The sequence below is a fragment of the Streptomyces sp. GD-15H genome (assembly GCF_045291515.1).
Lineage (GTDB): Bacteria > Actinomycetota > Actinomycetes > Streptomycetales > Streptomycetaceae > Streptomyces.
On sequence record NZ_CP149447.1, the window covers coordinates 3,042,248 to 3,060,694 of the forward strand.

General features: G+C 69.8%; 15 protein-coding genes and 2 pseudogenes. 12 read left to right on the plus strand and 5 right to left on the minus strand.

Going from position 1 to position 18,447, the window contains the following annotated elements; genetic code table 11:
• The first annotated feature begins 29 nt into the window (after positions 1-29).
• From WJ438_RS14010 to WJ438_RS14030, 5 genes are all read left to right on the plus strand, one after another.
• Positions 30-734 carry a spermidine synthase gene (locus tag WJ438_RS14010; protein WP_406725539.1) on the plus strand — a complete coding sequence of 235 codons (705 nt, stop codon included), beginning with the start codon at positions 30-32 and terminating at the stop codon, positions 732-734.
• 122 nt (positions 735-856) lie between these two features.
• Entirely contained in the window at positions 857-1,597 is a 741-nt protein-coding gene (locus WJ438_RS14015) for a response regulator transcription factor (protein WP_406725540.1), read from the plus strand.
• The gene (locus WJ438_RS14020) at positions 1,594-2,706 is read left to right on the plus strand and encodes an ATP-binding protein (protein WP_406725541.1); all 1,113 of its coding nucleotides are present in this window, start codon (positions 1,594-1,596) and stop codon (positions 2,704-2,706) included. The genes WJ438_RS14015 and WJ438_RS14020 overlap by 4 nt, the downstream gene beginning before the upstream one ends.
• 291 nt (positions 2,707-2,997) lie before the next feature.
• On the plus strand, positions 2,998-6,840 hold the full coding sequence (locus tag WJ438_RS14025; protein ID WP_406725542.1) for a multifunctional oxoglutarate decarboxylase/oxoglutarate dehydrogenase thiamine pyrophosphate-binding subunit/dihydrolipoyllysine-residue succinyltransferase subunit: 3,843 nt from the start codon (positions 2,998-3,000) through the stop codon (positions 6,838-6,840).
• Between the two features lie 90 nt (positions 6,841-6,930).
• Complete coding sequence (locus WJ438_RS14030; protein ID WP_279333903.1) at positions 6,931-7,113, plus strand: DUF6104 family protein; 183 nt, start codon at positions 6,931-6,933, stop codon at positions 7,111-7,113.
• Between the two features lie 56 nt (positions 7,114-7,169).
• Here the strand turns inward: WJ438_RS14030 and WJ438_RS14035 are convergent.
• A pseudogene (locus WJ438_RS14035) lies at positions 7,170-7,915 on the minus strand (hypothetical protein).
• 248 nt (positions 7,916-8,163) lie between these two features.
• Here WJ438_RS14035 and WJ438_RS14040 point away from each other — a divergent pair.
• Together WJ438_RS14040 and WJ438_RS14045 are read left to right on the plus strand one after the other, a co-directional pair.
• Positions 8,164-9,066, plus strand: a complete 903-nt coding sequence (locus tag WJ438_RS14040) for a DUF4097 family beta strand repeat-containing protein (RefSeq protein ID WP_406725543.1) — start codon at positions 8,164-8,166, stop codon at positions 9,064-9,066.
• Position 9,067: 1 nt separating this feature from the next.
• The gene (locus tag WJ438_RS14045) at positions 9,068-10,111 is read left to right on the plus strand and encodes a helix-turn-helix transcriptional regulator (RefSeq protein ID WP_406725544.1); all 1,044 of its coding nucleotides are present in this window, start codon (positions 9,068-9,070) and stop codon (positions 10,109-10,111) included.
• A 118-nt stretch (positions 10,112-10,229) separates the two neighbouring features.
• Here WJ438_RS14045 and WJ438_RS14050 read toward each other — a convergent pair.
• Positions 10,230-11,194, minus strand: a pseudogene (locus WJ438_RS14050) (zinc-binding dehydrogenase).
• Positions 11,195-11,386: 192 nt separating this feature from the next.
• Positions 11,387-12,625, minus strand: a complete 1,239-nt coding sequence (locus tag WJ438_RS14055; RefSeq protein WP_406725545.1) for an NADP-dependent malic enzyme — start codon at positions 12,623-12,625, stop codon at positions 11,387-11,389.
• A gap of 595 nt (positions 12,626-13,220) precedes the next feature.
• Between WJ438_RS14055 and WJ438_RS14060 the strand changes: the two genes are divergently transcribed.
• The 3 genes from WJ438_RS14060 (at position 13,221) to WJ438_RS14070 (ending at position 15,972) form a co-directional block, all read left to right on the plus strand.
• Complete coding sequence (locus tag WJ438_RS14060; RefSeq protein WP_406725546.1) at positions 13,221-14,183, plus strand: ABC transporter substrate-binding protein; 963 nt, start codon at positions 13,221-13,223, stop codon at positions 14,181-14,183.
• Between the two features lie 32 nt (positions 14,184-14,215).
• Complete coding sequence (locus WJ438_RS14065) at positions 14,216-15,151, plus strand: amino acid ABC transporter permease (protein ID WP_406725547.1); 936 nt, start codon at positions 14,216-14,218, stop codon at positions 15,149-15,151.
• A 68-nt stretch (positions 15,152-15,219) separates the two neighbouring features.
• On the plus strand, positions 15,220-15,972 hold the full coding sequence (locus WJ438_RS14070; RefSeq protein ID WP_406729682.1) for an amino acid ABC transporter ATP-binding protein: 753 nt from the start codon (positions 15,220-15,222) through the stop codon (positions 15,970-15,972).
• A 90-nt stretch (positions 15,973-16,062) separates the two neighbouring features.
• On the opposite strand, the gene WJ438_RS14075 is transcribed toward WJ438_RS14070, so the two are convergent.
• Complete coding sequence (locus WJ438_RS14075) at positions 16,063-16,833, minus strand: class I SAM-dependent methyltransferase (protein ID WP_406725548.1); 771 nt, start codon at positions 16,831-16,833, stop codon at positions 16,063-16,065.
• Positions 16,834-16,931: 98 nt separating this feature from the next.
• Here WJ438_RS14075 and WJ438_RS14080 point away from each other — a divergent pair, with 98 nt between their 5' ends.
• Positions 16,932-17,561 carry a CGNR zinc finger domain-containing protein gene (locus WJ438_RS14080; RefSeq protein ID WP_406725549.1) on the plus strand — a complete coding sequence of 210 codons (630 nt, stop codon included), beginning with the start codon at positions 16,932-16,934 and terminating at the stop codon, positions 17,559-17,561.
• Here the strand turns inward: WJ438_RS14080 and sodX are convergent.
• Positions 17,465-17,899 carry a nickel-type superoxide dismutase maturation protease gene (gene sodX, locus WJ438_RS14085; RefSeq protein ID WP_406725550.1) on the minus strand — a complete coding sequence of 145 codons (435 nt, stop codon included), beginning with the start codon at positions 17,897-17,899 and terminating at the stop codon, positions 17,465-17,467. The two genes, WJ438_RS14080 and sodX, sit on opposite strands and share 97 nt — an antisense overlap.
• Before the next feature lie 145 nt (positions 17,900-18,044).
• Between sodX and sodN the strand changes: the two genes are divergently transcribed.
• Positions 18,045-18,440 carry a superoxide dismutase, Ni gene (gene sodN, locus WJ438_RS14090; protein ID WP_363038154.1) on the plus strand — a complete coding sequence of 132 codons (396 nt, stop codon included), beginning with the start codon at positions 18,045-18,047 and terminating at the stop codon, positions 18,438-18,440.
• Positions 18,441-18,447 lie beyond the last annotated feature (7 nt).

Below are 18,447 nucleotides of genomic sequence, written 5' to 3' on the forward strand. Positions count from 1 at the left end.
CGAGCAGGAAGTGCTGCCAGGATGAACGCATGACCACCCCGTACGACATTCCCGAAGTCCTGGACCGCCGCGAGGGCCCGTACGGGGAGGTGGCGCTCCGCCGGCACGGCAGCCTGCTGCAGATCATCGCGAACGGCTGCTTCCTGATGGACACCTCCGACGGCCGTTCGGAGCGGCGGCTGATCGACGCCGCCCTGGCCGCACTCGACGCCGCCGACGCCCGCGCGGGACGCGGCCCGCGGCCGGGCCCGCACGTCCTCATCGGCGGGCTCGGCGTCGGTTTCTCGCTCGCTCACGCCGCCGCCCAGCCCCGCTGGGGGCGCATCACCGTGGTGGAGCGCGAACCCGCCGTCATCGACTGGCACCGCGCGGGCCCGCTGTCCGAGTTCTCCGCACGCGCCCTCGACGATCCCCGCGCGGCGATCGTCGAGACCGACCTGGTGGCGTACGTCAATGAGACTTCCGACACGTTCGACGCGCTCTGCCTCGACATCGACAACGGGCCCGACTGGACCGTCACCGAGGGCAATGAAGGGCTCTACTCCCCCACCGGACTCCTGGACTGCGCGAGGGTGTTGAGACCTGGCGGGGTGCTCGCGGTGTGGTCCGCCAAGCCATCTCCGGATTTCGAGGGAACCTTGCGGAATGCCGGGTTCCAACAGGTGCGTACCGAAGAGGTCCCGGTTGCCCGGGGCGTTCCGGACGTCGTACACCTCGGCGTCCGCCCTGGATAGCAAAGGCGTGGTGACTCCCCGTACGCTGCTGCCCTGACGCCGATCATTCAAGCGTCAACCGCAGTCATGCGCAGAGACGGATCACCCCACGGATTCCGGAAAGCACACTTCAGGGGCGGGCGATGGAGCAGACACACACCTCCCACAACGGCACGGCGGCGACCACCCCGGGCGCACAGCGCCGGGTCCTGGTGGTCGAGGACGATGCGACGATCGTGGACGCCGTCGCGACCCGCCTCCGTGCCGAGGGATTCCTGGTGCAGACGGCGGGCGACGGTCCGTCCGCCGTCGACACGGCGGAGGCATGGCAGCCCGACCTGCTGATCCTCGACATCATGCTGCCGGGCTTCGACGGCCTGGAGGTCTGCCGGCGCGTGCAGGCCCAGCGGCCGGTGCCGGTCATGATGCTGACCGCGCGCGACGACGAGACCGACATGCTGGTCGGACTGGGCGTCGGCGCCGACGACTACATGACCAAGCCGTTCTCCATGCGGGAACTGGCGGCACGCGTGCACGTACTGCTGCGCCGCATGGAGCGGGCGGCCCTGGCGGCCACCACACCGCGCAGCGGCATCCTGCGCCTGGGCGAGCTGGAGATCGACCACGCACAGCGCAGGGTGCGGGTGCGCGGTGAGGACGTCCACCTGACACCCACCGAGTTCGACCTCCTGGTGTGCCTGGCGAACACGCCCCGCGCGGTGCTCTCCCGGGAACAGCTGCTGGCCGAGGTGTGGGACTGGGCGGACGCCTCCGGCACCCGGACCGTCGACAGCCACATCAAGGCGCTGCGCCGGAAGATCGGCGCCGAGCGCATCCGCACCGTGCACGGCGTGGGCTACGCCCTGGAGACGCCGACGCCATGAGCGACGGGCCGGCCGCACGGAGAGGCCCCGGGGGCCCCGGCCCCCGGGGCGGTGTCCGCCCGTTCTCGATCAAGACCAAGCTGGGTGCGCTGGTCGTCATCTCGGTGCTGATCACCACCGGTCTTTCGGTGGTCGCGGTGCACACCAAGACCGAGCTGCGCTTCATCACGGTCTTCTCGATGATCGCCACGCTGCTCATCACGCAGTTCGTGGCGCACTCGCTCACCGCTCCACTGGACGACATGAACGCCGTGGCCCGGTCCATCTCGCACGGCGACTACACCCGCCGGGTGCGGGAGAACCGCCGGGACGAGCTGGGCGACCTGGCCCAGACCATCAATGTCATGGCCGACGAGCTGGAGGCCCAGGACCATCAGCGCAAGGAGCTGGTGGCCAACGTCTCGCACGAGCTGCGCACCCCGATCGCGGGGCTGCGCGCGGTGCTGGAGAACATCGTCGACGGTGTCACCGAGGCCGACCCCGAGACGATGCGCACCGCGCTGAAGCAGACCGAGCGGCTCGGCCGGCTGGTGGAGACGCTGCTCGACCTGTCCCGCCTGGACAACGGTGTCGTCCCGCTGAAGCGGCAGCGGTTCGAGGTGTGGCCGTACCTGTCCGGCGTGCTCAAGGAGGCCAACATGGTCGCCTCGGCGCGCGCGGGCATGGCCACCGGCTCCGGCAGCCACACCCGTACGGACGTCTATCTGCGCCTCGACGTCTCGCCGCCGGAGCTGACCGCGCACGTCGACCCGGAGCGCATCCACCAGGTGGTCGCCAACCTCATCGACAACGCGGTCAAGCACAGTCCGCCGCACGGCCACGTGACGGTCAGGGCGCGGCCCGGAACGCAGCCGGATTCACTGCGGCTGGAAATTCTGGACGAGGGGCCCGGCATTCCGCGGACCGAATGGCACCGCGTCTTCGAGCGGTTCAACCGCGGCAGCGTCAATCTGCCGCACGGACCGGGCAGCGACGGCGGCACCGGTCTCGGTCTGGCGATTGCCCGCTGGGCCGTCGATCTCCACGGCGGACGGATCGGGGTGGCCGAATCCGAGCGGGGTTGCCGGATTCTTATCACTCTTCCGGGAGCGTCTCCCTCGTCAGGTTGACGTAGGGTGCGAAGCGGAGTCACAAGATCCACCTGTGTTCGTCCTGACGGACACGTGTGATCAGGCAAAGGCCCGTGTCGCGAGTGCGCCGGGTCGTGGCCGCTCCATGCCCGACGCGGCCCGAAGAAGCGGAACCACGTTTGTTTCCCGCCATTTCCCGCGCCGAAACGCCCTCTGAGATGTGACTTACGCGACGTTGAACGGGCCCGGCCTGACCTTCTCGGTCTTGGAGGCGTAGCCTTAATTTCCGCTGTCCATCATCTTGTGAAGCGGAAGAGGGCGGTTGACGCCGTGTCGCCACAGTCCCCCAGTAACTCGAGCATCTCGACCGACACCGACCAAGCGGGCAAGAACCCCGCTGCGGTCTTCGGTGCCAACGAATGGCTCGTCGACGAGATCTACCAGCAGTACCTCCAGGACCCGAACTCGGTCGACCGGGCCTGGTGGGACTTTTTCGCCGACTACAAGCCGGGGGCGCCCCAGTCCTCTGCTCCGGTGAGCAACGCGGCGACGGGGACCGCGGGCACGACGACGGCTCCGCCGGCCACTCCGGCCCAGCCCGCCGCCACACCCGCGCCCGCCCCCGCGCCGCCCGCTGCCCCGCCGCCCGCCGCCGCGGCACCGGCAGCCCAGCCGGCCGCCAAGGCCCCGGCGCAGGCGCCCGCTCCGGCGAAGGCCGCCCCGGCCCCCGCCAAGCCCGCCGCCGCGAAGGCCCCGGCAGCCAAGGCCCCGGCAGCCAAGGCGCAGCCCGCCGACGAGGCCAAGCAGGGCCCCGAGCAGGTGACGCTGCGCGGCCCGTCCGCGGCCGTCGCGAAGAACATGGACGCCTCGCTGGAGCTGCCCACGGCCACGTCCGTGCGCGCGCTCCCGGTGAAGCTCCTGTTCGACAACCGCATCGTCATCAACAACCACCTCAAGCGTGCCCGCGGCGGGAAGATCTCCTTCACGCACCTCATCGGCTACGCGATGGTCCAGGCCATCAAGGCGATGCCGGCGATGAACTGGCACTACGCGAAGGTGGACGGCAAGCCCACTCTCGTCAAGCCGGAGCACGTCAACCTCGGTCTCGCCATCGACCTGGTCAAGCCGAACGGCGACCGCCAGCTGGTCGTCGCGGCGATCAAGAAGGCCGAGACGCTGAACTTCTTCGAGTTCTGGCAGGCCTACGAGGACATCGTCCGTCGCGCCCGCGACAACAAGCTGACGATGGACGACTTCACCGGCGTCACCGCCTCCCTGACCAACCCCGGCGGCCTCGGCACCGTCCACTCCGTGCCGCGCCTGATGCCCAACCAGTTGGTCATCCTGGGCGTCGGCTCCATGGACTACCCGGCCGAGTTCCAGGGCACCAGCCAGGACACCCTCAACAAGCTCGGCATCTCGAAGGTCATGACGCTCACGTCGACCTACGACCACCGGGTGATCCAGGGTGCCGCCTCCGGTGAGTTCCTGCGTGCCGTGGCGAACCTGCTGCTCGGCGAGAACGGCTTCTACGACGACATCTTCGAGGCGCTGCGCATCCCCTACGAGCCGGTCCGCTGGCTCAAGGACATCGACGCGTCCCACGACGACGACGTCACGAAGGCCGCCCGCGTCTTCGAGCTGATCCACTCCTACCGGGTCCGCGGCCACGTCATGGCCGACACCGACCCGCTGGAGTACCGCCAGCGCAAGCACCCCGACCTGGACATCACCGAGCACGGGCTCACCCTCTGGGACCTGGAGCGCGAGTTCGCGGTCGGCGGTTTCTCGGGCAAGACCCTGATGAAGCTGCGCGACATCCTGGGTGTGCTGCGCGACTCGTACTGCCGCACCACCGGCATCGAGTTCATGCACATCCAGGACCCGAAGCAGCGCAAGTGGATCCAGGACCGCGTGGAGCGCACGCACTCCAACCTGGAGCGCGAGGAGCAGCTGCGCATCCTGCGCCGGCTGAACGCCGCGGAAGCGTTCGAGACCTTCCTGCAGACCAAGTACGTCGGCCAGAAGCGCTTCTCCCTGGAGGGCGGCGAGTCCGTCATCCCGCTGCTGGACGCCGTCCTGGACTCGGCCGCCGAGTCCCGTCTCGACGAGGTCGTCATCGGCATGGCCCACCGCGGCCGGCTGAACGTGCTGGCCAACGTCGTGGGCAAGTCGTACGCGCAGATCTTCCGCGAGTTCGAGGGCAACCTCGACCCGAAGTCGATGCACGGCTCCGGTGACGTGAAGTACCACCTGGGCGCCGAGGGCACCTTCACCGGTCTCGACGGCGATCAGATCAGGGTCTCCCTGGTCGCCAACCCGTCCCACCTGGAGGCGGTGGACCCGGTCCTGGAGGGCGTCGCGCGCGCCAAGCAGGACATCATCGGCAAGGGCGGCACGGACTTCACCGTCCTGCCGGTGGCGATCCACGGCGACGCGGCCTTCGCGGGCCAGGGCGTGGTGGCCGAGACCCTGAACATGTCGCAGCTGCGCGGCTACCGCACCGGCGGCACGGTCCACGTCGTCATCAACAACCAGGTCGGCTTCACCGCCGCGCCCGAGTCCTCCCGCTCGTCCATGTACGCGACGGACGTGGCCCGCATGATCGAGGCCCCGATCTTCCACGTGAACGGCGACGACCCGGAGGCCGTGGTCCGCGTCGCGCGGCTGGCCTTCGAGTTCCGTCAGGCGTTCAACAAGGACGTGGTGATCGACCTCATCTGCTACCGCCGCCGCGGTCACAACGAGTCGGACAACCCGGCCTTCACGCAGCCGCTGATGTACGACCTGATCGACAAGAAGCGCTCGGTGCGCAAGCTGTACACCGAGTCCCTCATCGGTCGCGGCGACATCACCCTGGAAGAGGCCGAGCAGGCACTGCAGGACTACCAGGGCCAGCTGGAGAAGGTCTTCACCGAGGTCCGCGAGGCGGCGTCCCAGCCGACGGCCGCCGCGCCCTCGGAGCCGCAGGCCCAGTTCCCGGTGGCGGTGAACACGGCGGTCACCTCCGAGGTCGTCAAGCGGATCGCCGAGTCGCAGGTCAACATCCCCGACCACGTCACCATCCACCCGCGCCTGCTGCCGCAGCTGCAGCGACGGGCGGCGATGGTCGAGGACGGCACGATCGACTGGGGCATGGGCGAGACCCTCGCGGTCGGCTCGCTGCTCCTGGAGGGCGTCCCGGTCCGGCTCTCCGGCCAGGACTCGCAGCGCGGCACCTTCGGCCAGCGCCATGCGGTCGTCATCGACCGCGAGACGGGTGCCGAGTTCACGCCGCTGCTGTACCTGTCCGAGGACCAGGCCCGGTACAACGTCTACAACTCCCTGCTCTCCGAGTACGCGGTGATGGGCTTCGAGTACGGCTACTCGCTGGCCCGCCCCGACGCACTCGTGATGTGGGAGGCGCAGTTCGGCGACTTCGCCAACGGCGCGCAGACGGTCGTGGACGAGTTCATCTCGTCGGCCGAGCAGAAGTGGAACCAGACCTCCGGCGTGACCCTGCTCCTGCCGCACGGCTACGAGGGTCAGGGCCCGGACCACTCCTCGGCCCGCCCGGAGCGGTTCCTGCAGCTCTGCGCGCAGAACAACATGACGGTCGCGATGCCGACGGTCCCGTCGAACTACTTCCACCTCCTGCGGTGGCAGGTGCACAACCCGCACCACAAGCCGCTGGTCGTCTTCACCCCGAAGTCGATGCTGCGCCTGAAGGCGGCGGCCTCGAAGGCGGAGGAGTTCACCACGGGCCAGTTCCGCCCGGTCATCGGCGACAACTCGGTCGACCCGGCCGCGGTCAGGAAGGTCGTCTTCACCGCCGGCAAGGTCTACTACGACCTGGACGCCGAGCGGCAGAAGCGCGGCATCACGGATACGGCGATCATCCGCATCGAGCGCCTGTACCCGCTGCCGGGTGCCGAGCTCCAGGCGGAAATCAAGAAGTACCCGAACGCCGAGAAGTACCTGTGGGCCCAGGAGGAGCCGGCGAACCAGGGTGCCTGGCCGTTCATCGCGCTCAACCTGATCGACCACCTCGACCTGGCCGTCGGCGCCGACGTCCCGCACGACGAGCGTCTGCGCCGCATCTCGCGTCCGCACGGCTCGTCCCCGGCCGTCGGTTCCGCGAAGCGGCACCAGGCCGAGCAGGAGCAGCTGGTGCGTGAGGTGTTCGACGCCTGACCGACGCCGTCACGGGTCGTTCCTGGCCGGGCCGCATCCCCGCTTCGGGGGGTGCGGCCCGGCTCTTTCCACGCACATATCCTTGTCCTCATGTACTTCACGGACCGTGGCATCGAGGAACTGGAGAAGCGGCGCGGCGAGGAGGAGGTCACCTTCGAGTGGCTCGCCGAGCATCTGCGGACGTTCGTCGACCTCAACCCCGACTTCGAGGTGCCGGTGGAGCGCCTGGCGACGTGGCTGGCCCGGCTGGACGACGAGGACGACGACGAGTAACGACGAGTAGTGGGCGTTCAGTCGCGCAGTGGGGCTTCAACCGCGTAGGAGGGCTTTCAGTCACGCGGGCGGGTGAGGGCGTGGGCGGCCAGGCGCAGGGCACCGTGGGCCAGCAGGACCGCCCCCGCCGCGATCCGGCCTCCGCTGCGGTGCCGCACGCCCAGACCGCCGGCGGCAGGCCCGCGGCCATCTGGGCGAGCGCCAGGACGGCGGGCCCGGTGGGCATGCCCGCCCGGTCCGCCGTCTCCCGGCCCTGCTCCCGCTCCGTCCCGTACGCCTCGATCAGGCGGGTGCCCGGCTGGAGCCGGGCCGCTTCGAGCAGCCGATCGGCGCTCTCGCCGGGGACGAGTCCCGGGGGCAGGGACACGCCCGTCCGAATGAGGACGGCGAGTAGGCCGCTCAGCCGCGCGGAGGCGTCGGCAGCGGAATCGGGCCTGGTCAGTTCCTCCAGGGCCTGGAGGCCCGGGACCGGGTCGAGGCCGAGCCGGTCCGCGAAGGTGCGCATCGCCTCCTCCACCCCTGCCGGTGTGCCGTCGGCCAGCCACACATAGCCGACCGGACGGCGGAGACCGGCGGCGAGCGTGACCCCGGCCCGGTCCTCGTCCCACCACAGCGCCAGTACCGGCCAGGAGACGCCGACGGTGAGCGCGACGGCCCAGCCGCCGACGACGCGTTCCACGGGGTCCGTACCGGACCGCCGGGGCCCGCCCTCGGGGACGAGCACGCTCCAGTCGTCGCCGGCCCCGGCGAGCAGCATGCGTTCGCGCAGCAGCTGGGCTGCGGGGACGACGAACCCGGCCACCGGCCTGGGATCGTTCCGTCGACATGGTCACACGTCAGGGCAATTCACCCCTTCGGCATGACGACCGATCGCCAGAACGCGTGTCTTGACTTTCCCCGGCCGCGATATATCGTGAATTACGTGAGACGCGATATGGCGTGTCGGGGTTCTTGTGTGTGCCGGGTGCGCGTCGCCGGCACCACCCCCGTTCGGCCATCCCGTCGCCTCACCGTCCGGCAGTCAGGCAGCCCGGCCCAGGAGGTTCCATCATGTCCGAAAGGTCCGTCTCGGAGCCCGCGAAGCTCACGTTCGACGAGCCAGTGAGCGAGCTCCACGTACGCATCGTCAACGGGACGGTGAACGTGGTGGGCACGGACGAGGGTTCCGCCCGCCTGGAGGTCTCCGAGATCGAGGGGTCGCCCCTGGTGGTCACCCAGCGGGGCGGCACCCTCACGGTGGCCTATGAGGACCTGCCCTGGAAGGGCTTCCTCAAGTGGCTGGACCGCAAGGGCTGGCACCGCAGCGCGGTGGTCTCGCTGGCCGTTCCGGCGCAGACGCGGGTCGAGGTGGGCGTGGTCGGTGCCGGGGCCGTGATCTCCGGGGTCAAAGGGCCGTCGGTGGTGAAGGGAGTCACGGGCGACACGACGCTGGTCGCCCTCTCCGGCCCGGTCCGCGCGGACACGGTCTCCGGGAACGTCGAGGCTCAGTCCGTCACCGGCGACCTGCGGTTCAACTCGGTCTCCGGCGACCTCACCGTGGTCGACGGGTCCGGGTCCACGGTGCGGGCGGACTCGGTCAGCGGCTCCATGATCGTGGACCTGGCTCCCGACGGTCCCACCGACATCCGGCTGACCAGCGTCTCCGGCGAGATCGCGATCCGGCTGCCCGATCCGGCGGACGCGGAGGTCGAGGCCAACACGGCGAGCGGCGCCGTCTCCAACGCCTTCGACGGCCTGCGGGTACACGGCCAGTGGGGCGCTCACAAGATCACCGGCCGGCTGGGCGCGGGCAACGGCAAGCTGCGGGCCACCACCGTCTCCGGTTCCATCGCCCTGCTGCGCCGCCCGCCCCGCGAGGAGAGCGAGCCGTGGGACGCACCGGCCGACGCCACGAGCGGACCGAACCCCGGCGACGGCACTGCCGACGGCACGACTGACAAGAAGGTGCTCTGACATGGCCCCCGTCTTCGCTCACGGACGTCTCCGCCTCTACCTGCTGAAGCTGCTGGACGAAGCCCCGCGCCACGGCTACGAGGTGATCCGCCTCCTCGAGGAGCGCTTCCAGGGGCTGTACGCACCGTCGGCGGGCACGGTCTACCCGCGCCTGGCCAAGCTGGAGGCGGAGGGCCTGGTCACCCACGCCACCGAGGGGGGCCGCAAGGTGTACTCCATCACGGACGCCGGCCGCGCCGAACTGGCCGACCGCAGTGGCGAGCTGGCCGACCTGGAGCTGGAGATCCGGGAATCGGTCGCCGAACTCGCCGCCGAGATCCAGGCCGATGTCCGCGGTGCGGCCGGCGACCTGCGCCGCGAGATGCGGGCCGCCGCCGGCCAGGCCCGCCAGGGCCGGGACGCGGGGACGGAGACCGAAACCGGCCCCGGCAACTTCACGGGCCTCGGCGAGAAGGAGGCCTGGCGGGCCGCCAAGGAGGAGATGCGGCGCGCCAAGCAGGAGTGGAAGGAGCAGGCCCGGCGCGCCAAGGACGAGAGCCGCCGCGCCCGCGACGAGGCGCAGCGCGCCCGCCACCAGGCCAAGGAGGCCCAGGACCGGGCCACCGCCCAGGCCCAGGAGGAGGTGCAGCGCATCGCCCGGCGGGTGCAGGAGCAGATGCAGGACCACTTCTCACGCGGCGACTGGCCGACCGGCCTGCGCGAGGGACTGGGTGAACTGGTCAAGGAGGTGGGCGAGTTCGGCAAGGACTTCGGCTTCGGCCGCACCGGTACGGAGAGCGGCGCCCCGGCCCCCGGACCGTCGTACTCCCAGACCCCGGAGGACTTCCCGGCCGACTACACCCCGGCCTGGGCGCACGAGGGCGCCACGGACTCCACCGGCGACCCCGCGCGGGACCTGGACCGGCTACTGGACCGGTTCCGGGACGACATCCGCGACGCGACCCGCGACCACGGGATCACTCCGGACCAGCTCCGCGACGCCCGTCGCCATCTGTCCACGGCGGCGGCCCACATCGGAGCCCTTCTGCGCGCCCCGAAGCCCTGACCCGCCCCCGTACAGGGCCCTCGTCAGGGACTCGTGGGTGACCGCGTGATCGGTTCCGACGGCCGGTCCGCACCCCGGACCGGCCGTGAGGACGAACCGCACCCTGTGAGCCGCGAACCTACGGACCCGTGAGCACGATCTTCCCGAACTGCCCACCCGCCTCCATCCGCGCGAAACCTTCCCGCGCCCGGTCCATGGGCAGCACCTCGTCGATGACGGGCCGCACCCCGGCGGCGGCGCAGAAGGCGAGCAGGTCTTCCAGTTCGTCCCTGGTGCCCATCGTCGACCCGACGATCTTGAGTTCCAGGAAGAAGATCCGAGTGAGCTCGGCGTGCGACGGCCGGTCGCCACTGGTGGCGCCGGAGATCACCAGCGTCCCGCCGGGCCGCAGCGACTTCACCGAGTGGGACCAGGTCGCGGCCCCCACCGTCTCGATGACCGCGTCGACCCGCTGCGGCAGCCGGGCCCCGGGCTCCAGCGCCTCCACCGCCCCCAGTTCCACGGCCCGCTTCCGCTTCGCCTCGTCCCGGCTGGTGGCGAACACCCGCAGCCCCGCGGCCCTGCCCAGTACGATCGCGGCGGTGGCGACGCCTCCGCCGGCCCTTGCACCAGGACGGAGTCACCGGGCCGCACCCCGGCGTTGGTGAACAGCATCCGGTACGCGGTCAGCCAGGCCGTGGGCAGGCAGGCCGCCTCCTCGAAGGACAGCTCCCTCGGCTTGGGCAGGACGTTCCAGGTGGGCACGGCGACCTGCTCGGCGAACGTGCCGGGATAGCGCTCCGTCAGAATCGACCGGGGCTCGTTCGGACCCACCCCATGGCCGGTCTGTCCGATCACGGAGTGCAGGACGACCTCATTGCCGTCCTCGTCGATCCCGGCGGCGTCGCAGCCGAGGATCATGGGCAACTTGTCCTCCGCGAGGCCCACGCCCCGCAGGGACCACAGGTCGTGATGGTTGAGGGAGGCGGCCTTCACGGTCACGGTGCTCCAGCCGGGACGGGCCTCGGGAGCCGGACGCTCTCCCAGCTCCAGACCGGAAAGCGGCTGGTCACGGTCGATTCGGGCGGCGTAGACAGCGAACATGACCTTGACGATAGGCCGCCCGTCCCCCCGACGGAACAACGCGGCGCTGTGAGACACACCTTCTTGCCACCACGCCGCACCGCACCCCGGCGCCCCTCCCCACCCCGGCGCCCGCCCGCGCTGCGCCCGGCCGCCGGGAAAAGCAATCGGCCCCGTCCACCCGAGGACGAGGCCGACGCGGCTCCGCGCGCCTCAGCGGCGGGCGACGCCCTCCGCGCGGGCGGCCGCGGCCACCGCCGCGGTCACCGCCGGAGCGACCCGCTCGTCGAACGGAGACGGAATGACGTAGTCGGCGGAGAGGTCGTCCCCCACCACCGACGCCAGCGCCTCGGCCGCCGCCAGCTTCATCCCCTCGGTGATCCGCGAGGCACGCACCTGCAGCGCCCCCGCGAAGATCCCCGGGAACGCCAGCACGTTGTTGATCTGGTTCGGGAAGTCCGACCGCCCGGTGGCCACGACCGCCGCGTACTTGTGCGCGATCTCCGGGTGCACCTCGGGGTCGGGGTTGGCCATGGCGAAGACGAAGGCGCCCTTCGCCATCGACGCCACCGCCGACTCCGGCACCGTACCGCCGGAGACGCCGATGAAGACGTCGGCCCCGGCCAGCGCGGTCTCCAGCGAACCGGAGATACCGGCCTTGTTCGTGAACGCCGCCACTTCCCGCTTGATCGGCGTGAGGTCGTCACGCTCGCGCGAGACGACGCCCTTGCGGTCGGTCACCGCGACATCGCCGATCCCGGCCTCGACCAGCATCTTGGCGATCGCGACACCGGCCGCGCCGGCGCCCGAGATCACGGCCCGCAGATCACCCAGCGCCCGCCCGCTCAGCCGCGCCGCGTTCCGCAGCGCCGCCAGCGACACGACCGCCGTGCCGTGCTGGTCGTCGTGGAAGACCGGGATGTCCAGTCGCTCCTGCAGCCGCCGCTCGATCTCGAAGCACCGGGGCGCCGAGATGTCCTCCAGGTTCACTCCGCCGAAGGACGGAGCGAGCCGGACCACGGTCTCGACGATCTCGTCCACGTCGGTGGTGTTCAGCGCGAGCGGAACCGCGTCCACGCCGCCGAACTGCTTGAAGAGGATCGCCTTGCCCTCCATCACGGGGAGGGAGGCCTCGGGGCCGATGTCACCGAGTCCCAGCACGGCCGTTCCATCGGTGACGACGGCGACGACCGAGGACTTCCAGGTGTAGTCGTGGACGAGTTCCGGCTGCTCGGCGATCGCGCTGCACACTTTCGCGACGCCGGGCGTGTACGCCAGGGACAGATCGTCCCTGTCACGGAGCGGCACGGTGGCCTGCACAGCCATCTTGCCGCCGCGGTGCAGCGCGAATGCCGGGTCGAAGGACTCGAGGGGCTCGGCCCCGCCGTCCTGTTCCGTATGACCGTTCTGGCTTTCGCTGTCGCTGCGAGGATTGACAATCTCCGCTGCCACTTGGTTGTACCCCTTAATCGTTCTTGGTTTGAGGGTTGCCGCTCCGGGTGAGGAGCGGGCGGGACCGCGCAGGGCCCGGTGGGTTGATGCGTCGGGCACAGACGCGACGGGCGCGCCGCACACGCGCCCTGGATCCCCGGATGAGGGGTGTAAGGCACCTTCTTACCGGACGGACGCCTTCGGCGACGAGTCCATAACGCAAAGGTCACATGCGGGCGCCGGAACTCATCGACCAATTTCAGGACAATCCACCGACTAGACCTGGGCAAACGCTTGACAAACGCTCGAGACCGGCAAAAATCATGGCCGGGCGGCCGATACCACGCCCTGAACCGAAGATCTTCCAGCCAGAACGGAGTGTCCCCGCAGACTGTTCGGCCATGGTGGAACGAATCAGTGCGGTTCGAGCGTCGCCCGTTATCCGATTTTGACATGGCGAGCCCACTGGATGGCGCAGTCCGAATGGCAAGATGCGGTAATCACACGAGGTCGCGACACTCAAAGACGTGTGCCCTCGTCGCCCCACGGCGCTGCCGGTCCCCATCGGCAGTGGCCGAACCCATCGGCATTCCACTCATCCGCCGGAGGAACCACCATGGCCGCACGCACCACCCGTCGTACCCCCGCCGCGCGCTCCCGGCTAGCAGCGGTCGGCGCGATCGCGGTCGCGGGCACCCTGCTCATCACCGGCTGCGGTGACCAGACCAAGGACAACGGCGCGGACGGCGGCGACACCAAGGCCGGCAGCGCCGCCCCGCTGGCCGACAAGCTGCCCCAGGCGCTCCGCGACAAGGGCGTCATCAAGGTCGGTTCGGACATCGCCTACGCCCCGGTCGAGTTCAAGGACGATTCCGGCAAGACGGTCGGTATCGACCCGGACCTCGCGGCCGCCATGGGCAAGCAGCTCGGCGTGACGTTCGAGTTCGAGAACGGCACCTTCGACACCCTGATCACGGGTCTGCGCTCCAAGCGGTACGACATCGCCATGTCCGCGATGACCGACACCAAGGACCGCCAGGAAGGCATCGACGCCGAGACCGGCAAGAAGGTCGGTGAGGGTGTCGACTTCGTGGACTACTTCACGGCCGGCGTGTCGATCTACACCAGGAAGGGTGACGACCAGGGCATCAAGACCTGGTCCGACCTGTGCGGCAAGAAGCTCGTGCTGCAGCGGGGCACCGTCTCGGAGGATCTCGCCAAGGCCGAGAACGAGAAGTGCCCGGCCGGAAAGAAGATCGCCATCGAGGCCTTCGACAACGACCAGCAGGCCCAGACCCGCCTGCGCGCGGGCGGCGCCAACGCCGGTTCCTCCGACTTCCCGGTCGCCGCGTACGCCGTGAAGACCTCCGGCGGAGGCAAGGACTTCGAGCTGGTCGGCGAACAGGTCGAGGCCGCCCCGTACGGCATCGCGGTCGCCAAGAACAACCCCGAGCTGCGGGACGCGCTCAAGGCCGCGCTGGACGCACTGATCGAGAACGGCGAGTACAAGAAGATCATGGACAAGTGGGGCGTCGCGGAGGGCTCCATCGACGAAGCCACCATCAACGGCGGCAAGTGACCGCGGGCTCGCGGCGCTGAAAGGCAACACCCGTGACTGTTGACATCGACAAGACGACGGGGCCGCGGCACCCACCGGCCTGCCCGGAGGCCATCAAGGCCATCCCGGTCCGGCACTACGGGCGGTACGTCTCCGCCGTCGTCGCGCTCGCCCTGCTGGGCACCATCGTCTACGCGTTCTCCCAGGGCAAGATCAACTGGGGCACGATCCCGGACTACTTCTTCGACGACCGCGTCCTCGGCGGTGTGGGCAAGACGCTCCTGATGACCGTCCTGGCCATGACCATGGGCATCGTCGGCGGCATCGTGCTGGCCGTCATGCGGCTGTCGAAGAACCCGGTGACCTCGGCGATCGCGTGGTTCTACATCTGGTTCTTCCGTGGCACCCCCGTCCTGGTGCAGCTGGTGGTCTGGTTCAACCTGGGCCTGGTCTTCGAGTACATCAACCTCGGGCCGTTCTACCGGGACGAGTGGTCGGACTTCATGACCCCGTTCCTGACGGCACTGCTCGGCCTCGGCCTCAACGAGGCCGCCTACATGGCGGAGATCTGCCGGGCCGGTCTGCTCTCGGTCGACGAGGGCCAGACGGAGGCGTCGCACGCGCTGGGCATGAGCCACACGAAGACGCTGCGCCGCATCGTCATCCCGCAGGCGATGCGCGTCATCGTGCCGCCGACGGGCAACGAGGTCATCAACATGCTGAAGACGACCTCGCTGGTGTCCATCGTCCAGTACTCCGAGTTGTTCCGCGTGGCCCAGGACATCGGTCAGACCTCCGGCGCCCCGGCCGAGATGCTGTTCCTGGCCGCGGCCTGGTACCTGCTGCTGACCTCGGTCTTCAGCGTCGGCCAGTACTACCTGGAGCGTTACTACGCCCGCGGCTCCACCCGTCAGCTGCCGGCGACACCGTGGCAGAAGGTGAAGGCCAACATGCTGGCTCTCGGCCGCCCGAAGGGAGGCGCGGCATGACCGACAAGCTGAGCAAGGCCGGCAGGCCGAGCGTGACGGACGCACCCGTGAGGGATTCCTCCGTTCCCATGGTCAAGGCGGAGGGCGTGCACAAGTCCTTCGGCCTGCTGGACGTCCTCAAGGGCATCGACCTGGAGGTGAGGTCCGGTGAGGTGTTCTGCCTCATCGGCCCCTCCGGCTCCGGCAAGTCCACCTTCCTGAGGTGTATCAACCACCTCGAGAAGATCAACGCCGGGCGTCTGTACGTCGACGGGGAGCTGGTCGGCTACCGCCAGAAGGGCGACAAGCTGTACGAGCTCAAGGACAGCGAGGTCGCGCTGAAGCGCCGGGACATCGGCATGGTCTTCCAGCGCTTCAACCTGTTCCCGCACATGACGGCGCTGGAGAACGTCATCGAGGCGCCGGTACAGGTGAAGGGCGTGGGCAGGGGGCAGGCCAGAGAGCGTGCGCAGCAGCTCCTGGAGCGGGTCGGCCTGGCCGACAAGGCCGGGAGCTACCCCTCCCAGCTCTCCGGTGGCCAGCAGCAGCGCGTGGCGATCGCGCGGGCGCTCGCCATGGACCCCAAGCTGATGCTGTTCGACGAGCCGACCTCGGCGCTCGACCCGGAGCTGGTCGGTGACGTCCTCGACGTCATGCGCGACCTGGCCGAGTCGGGCATGACCATGATCGTCGTCACCCACGAGATGGGCTTCGCCCGCGAGGTGGGCGACAGCCTGGTCTTCATGGACGGCGGCGTGGTGGTCGAGTCCGGCCACCCGCGCGACGTCCTGACCGACCCGCAGCACGAGCGGACGAAGTCGTTCCTCTCCAAGGTGCTCTGACACCGCGCACGGGTACGCACGTGGCAGCGGTCCACGGCGAAGGGTCGGTACGGATCTCCGTACCGACCCTTCGCCGTGGACCCGCGTGACTCACCTGAGCGCCAGCAGCAAGGTGTCCGAGGGGGAGCACCACACCGGGCGGGCCTCGGCGAACCCCTTCTCGCGCAGCACGCGCGCGTGCCACGCCGGGGACGGCATGTCGCCGTCGGCGTGCTCGCCGTAGAGCTCGAAGCGGCGGGCGGTGGGCTCGGCGAGGACGGGGTCCTCGGCGGCGAGCTGCCACCAATCGGCCCAGTCGAGGGCACCATTCCGTTTGGCCTGATCCATACGCGCGTGGCGCAGGGCGCGCTCGGCCGCGTTGATCCCGGGGGTCGTCTCGTCGATCATGTGGTCCGCGTTCATGAAGACACCGCCGTCGCGGACGAGGCCGGCGACCCGTCCGTAGAGGTCCGCGAGGGGTTCGCTGTGCAGCCAGTGGAGGGCGGTCGCGGTCAGCACGGCGTCGTAAGTGTCGTGGGGAAGTCGTGCCGGCCACTCCGGGTCCTTGAGGTCGGCCGTCACGAAGGCGGCCCGCGCGTCGCCCGCGAAGGTGCCCTCGGCGATGGCGAGCAGCGCCGGGTCCAGGTCGACGCCGGTGCTGGTGGCGTCCGGGAACCGGGCGAGCAGGCGGGCCGTGATGGTCCCCGTGCCGCATGCGAGGTCCAGCACGCGCGGGGAGGTGCCGACGACGGCCTCCACCATGTCGAGCATGACCCGCAGCCGCTCCTCGCGGTCGGGCATGTACCACTCCTGCTGCCGGTCCCAGCTCTCCTGCCAGGCAGGCCAGTCGGCGGGGGTGGTACCGGTGTCCGCGTCTGTCATGAAGCCTCTCCTTCACTCACGTCACGTAATACCCTGTAAGCACGATCATCTGTTACTCGATCCGACACGACCATAAAGCCACCACGTAAGGACTACAAGTGGAACTGGCCTATTACTCGGACTACGCCGTGCGTCTCGTCAACACCGAGGAACCGGCCCGGGGCAAGGACACCCTGACCTCGGTGGAGGCCGTGCGCGCCCTGTTCGGCGCCAACCAGTCAGCGGCGCGGCGCACGACCGATGCGGACGTGACCCGGTTCCGCTCGGTCCGGGCCCGGCTGCGCGCGGTCTTCGAGGCGGCGGACGGCGGCGACGAGACACTCTCCATCGACCTGCTGAACTCGCTGCTGCTGGAGTTCCCGGTGAGCCCGCAGATCTCCGGGCACGACTTCCGTGACGACGACGGCCGTCCGCTGTGGCACATGCACCTGGCCGACCATCCGTCCAACGCGACCGCCGGCTACGCCGCCATCGCCGCGATGGGCCTCGCCTTCCACCTCACCGAGTACGGCGTGGACCGCCTCGGCCTGTGCGAGGCCCCGCCCTGCCGCAACGCCTACCTCGACACCTCGACCAACCGCTCCCGGCGCTACTGCTCCGACCGTTGCGCCACCCGCGCCAACGTGGCCGCCTACCGGGCCCGCAAACGCCTGGAGGCCGAGCGGGTGGAGAGCACCGGCCGGGCCGCCGACAGCACCCAGCCCACCAGCGCCAGCGGCGACCGCTGACCCGGTTTGCGCGGCCGGTAGCGCAGGCGGACCCGGCCGAGCACCAGGTCGTCGGGCACCACCCCGTAGTCGGTGCTGTCACCGCCGGCGTGCGTGTTGTCCCCCAGCACCCACCAGCCGCCCTCGCGCCGCTCGGCGGCCCGCTTCACGACGAGCAGATCCTGCTGGAACGGGTGCCGCAGCACCAACACGTCGCCCGGCTTGATCCGGGCCCCGTAATGCACCAGGAGCCGGTCCCCGTGGTACAGCGTGGGCACCATGGACGGCCCCGTCACCTCGGCCACCCCGAAGGGCAGCGGCGCCCCCGCCCGCTCGGCATCCTGCGACAGCTCCGGCATCACCCGGCACCTCCCCGGTTCTTCCTCCACCAGTCTCAGTCTGTCCCCCGACTTTTGTCCTGGGCCCTTGGGGGCACTCGCCAAATCCACTCCTCCACGGAGTAATGTCCCCTGTGAGAAGACGATCACGAGGAAGGATTGCTCCATGCTTTCCCGCCTGTTTGCCCCCAAGGTCAAGGTCAGCGCCCACTGCGACCTGCCCTGCGGCGTGTACGACCCTGCCCAGGCCCGCATCGAGGCCGAGTCGGTGAAGGCCATCCAGGAAAAGATGGCCGGCAACGACGACCCGCACTTCCAGGCCCGCGCCACCGTCATCAAGGAGCAGCGCGCCGAGCTGGCGAAGCACCACGTCTCCGTGCTGTGGAGCGACTACTTCAAGCCCCCGCACTTCGAGAAGTACCCGGAGCTGCACCAGCTGGTCAACGACACCCTGAAGGCCCTGTCGGCCGCCAAGGGCTCGACCGACCCGGCCACCGGCCAGAAGGCGCTGGACCACATCGCCCAGATCGACAAGATCTTCTGGGAGACCAAGAAGGCTTGATCATTTC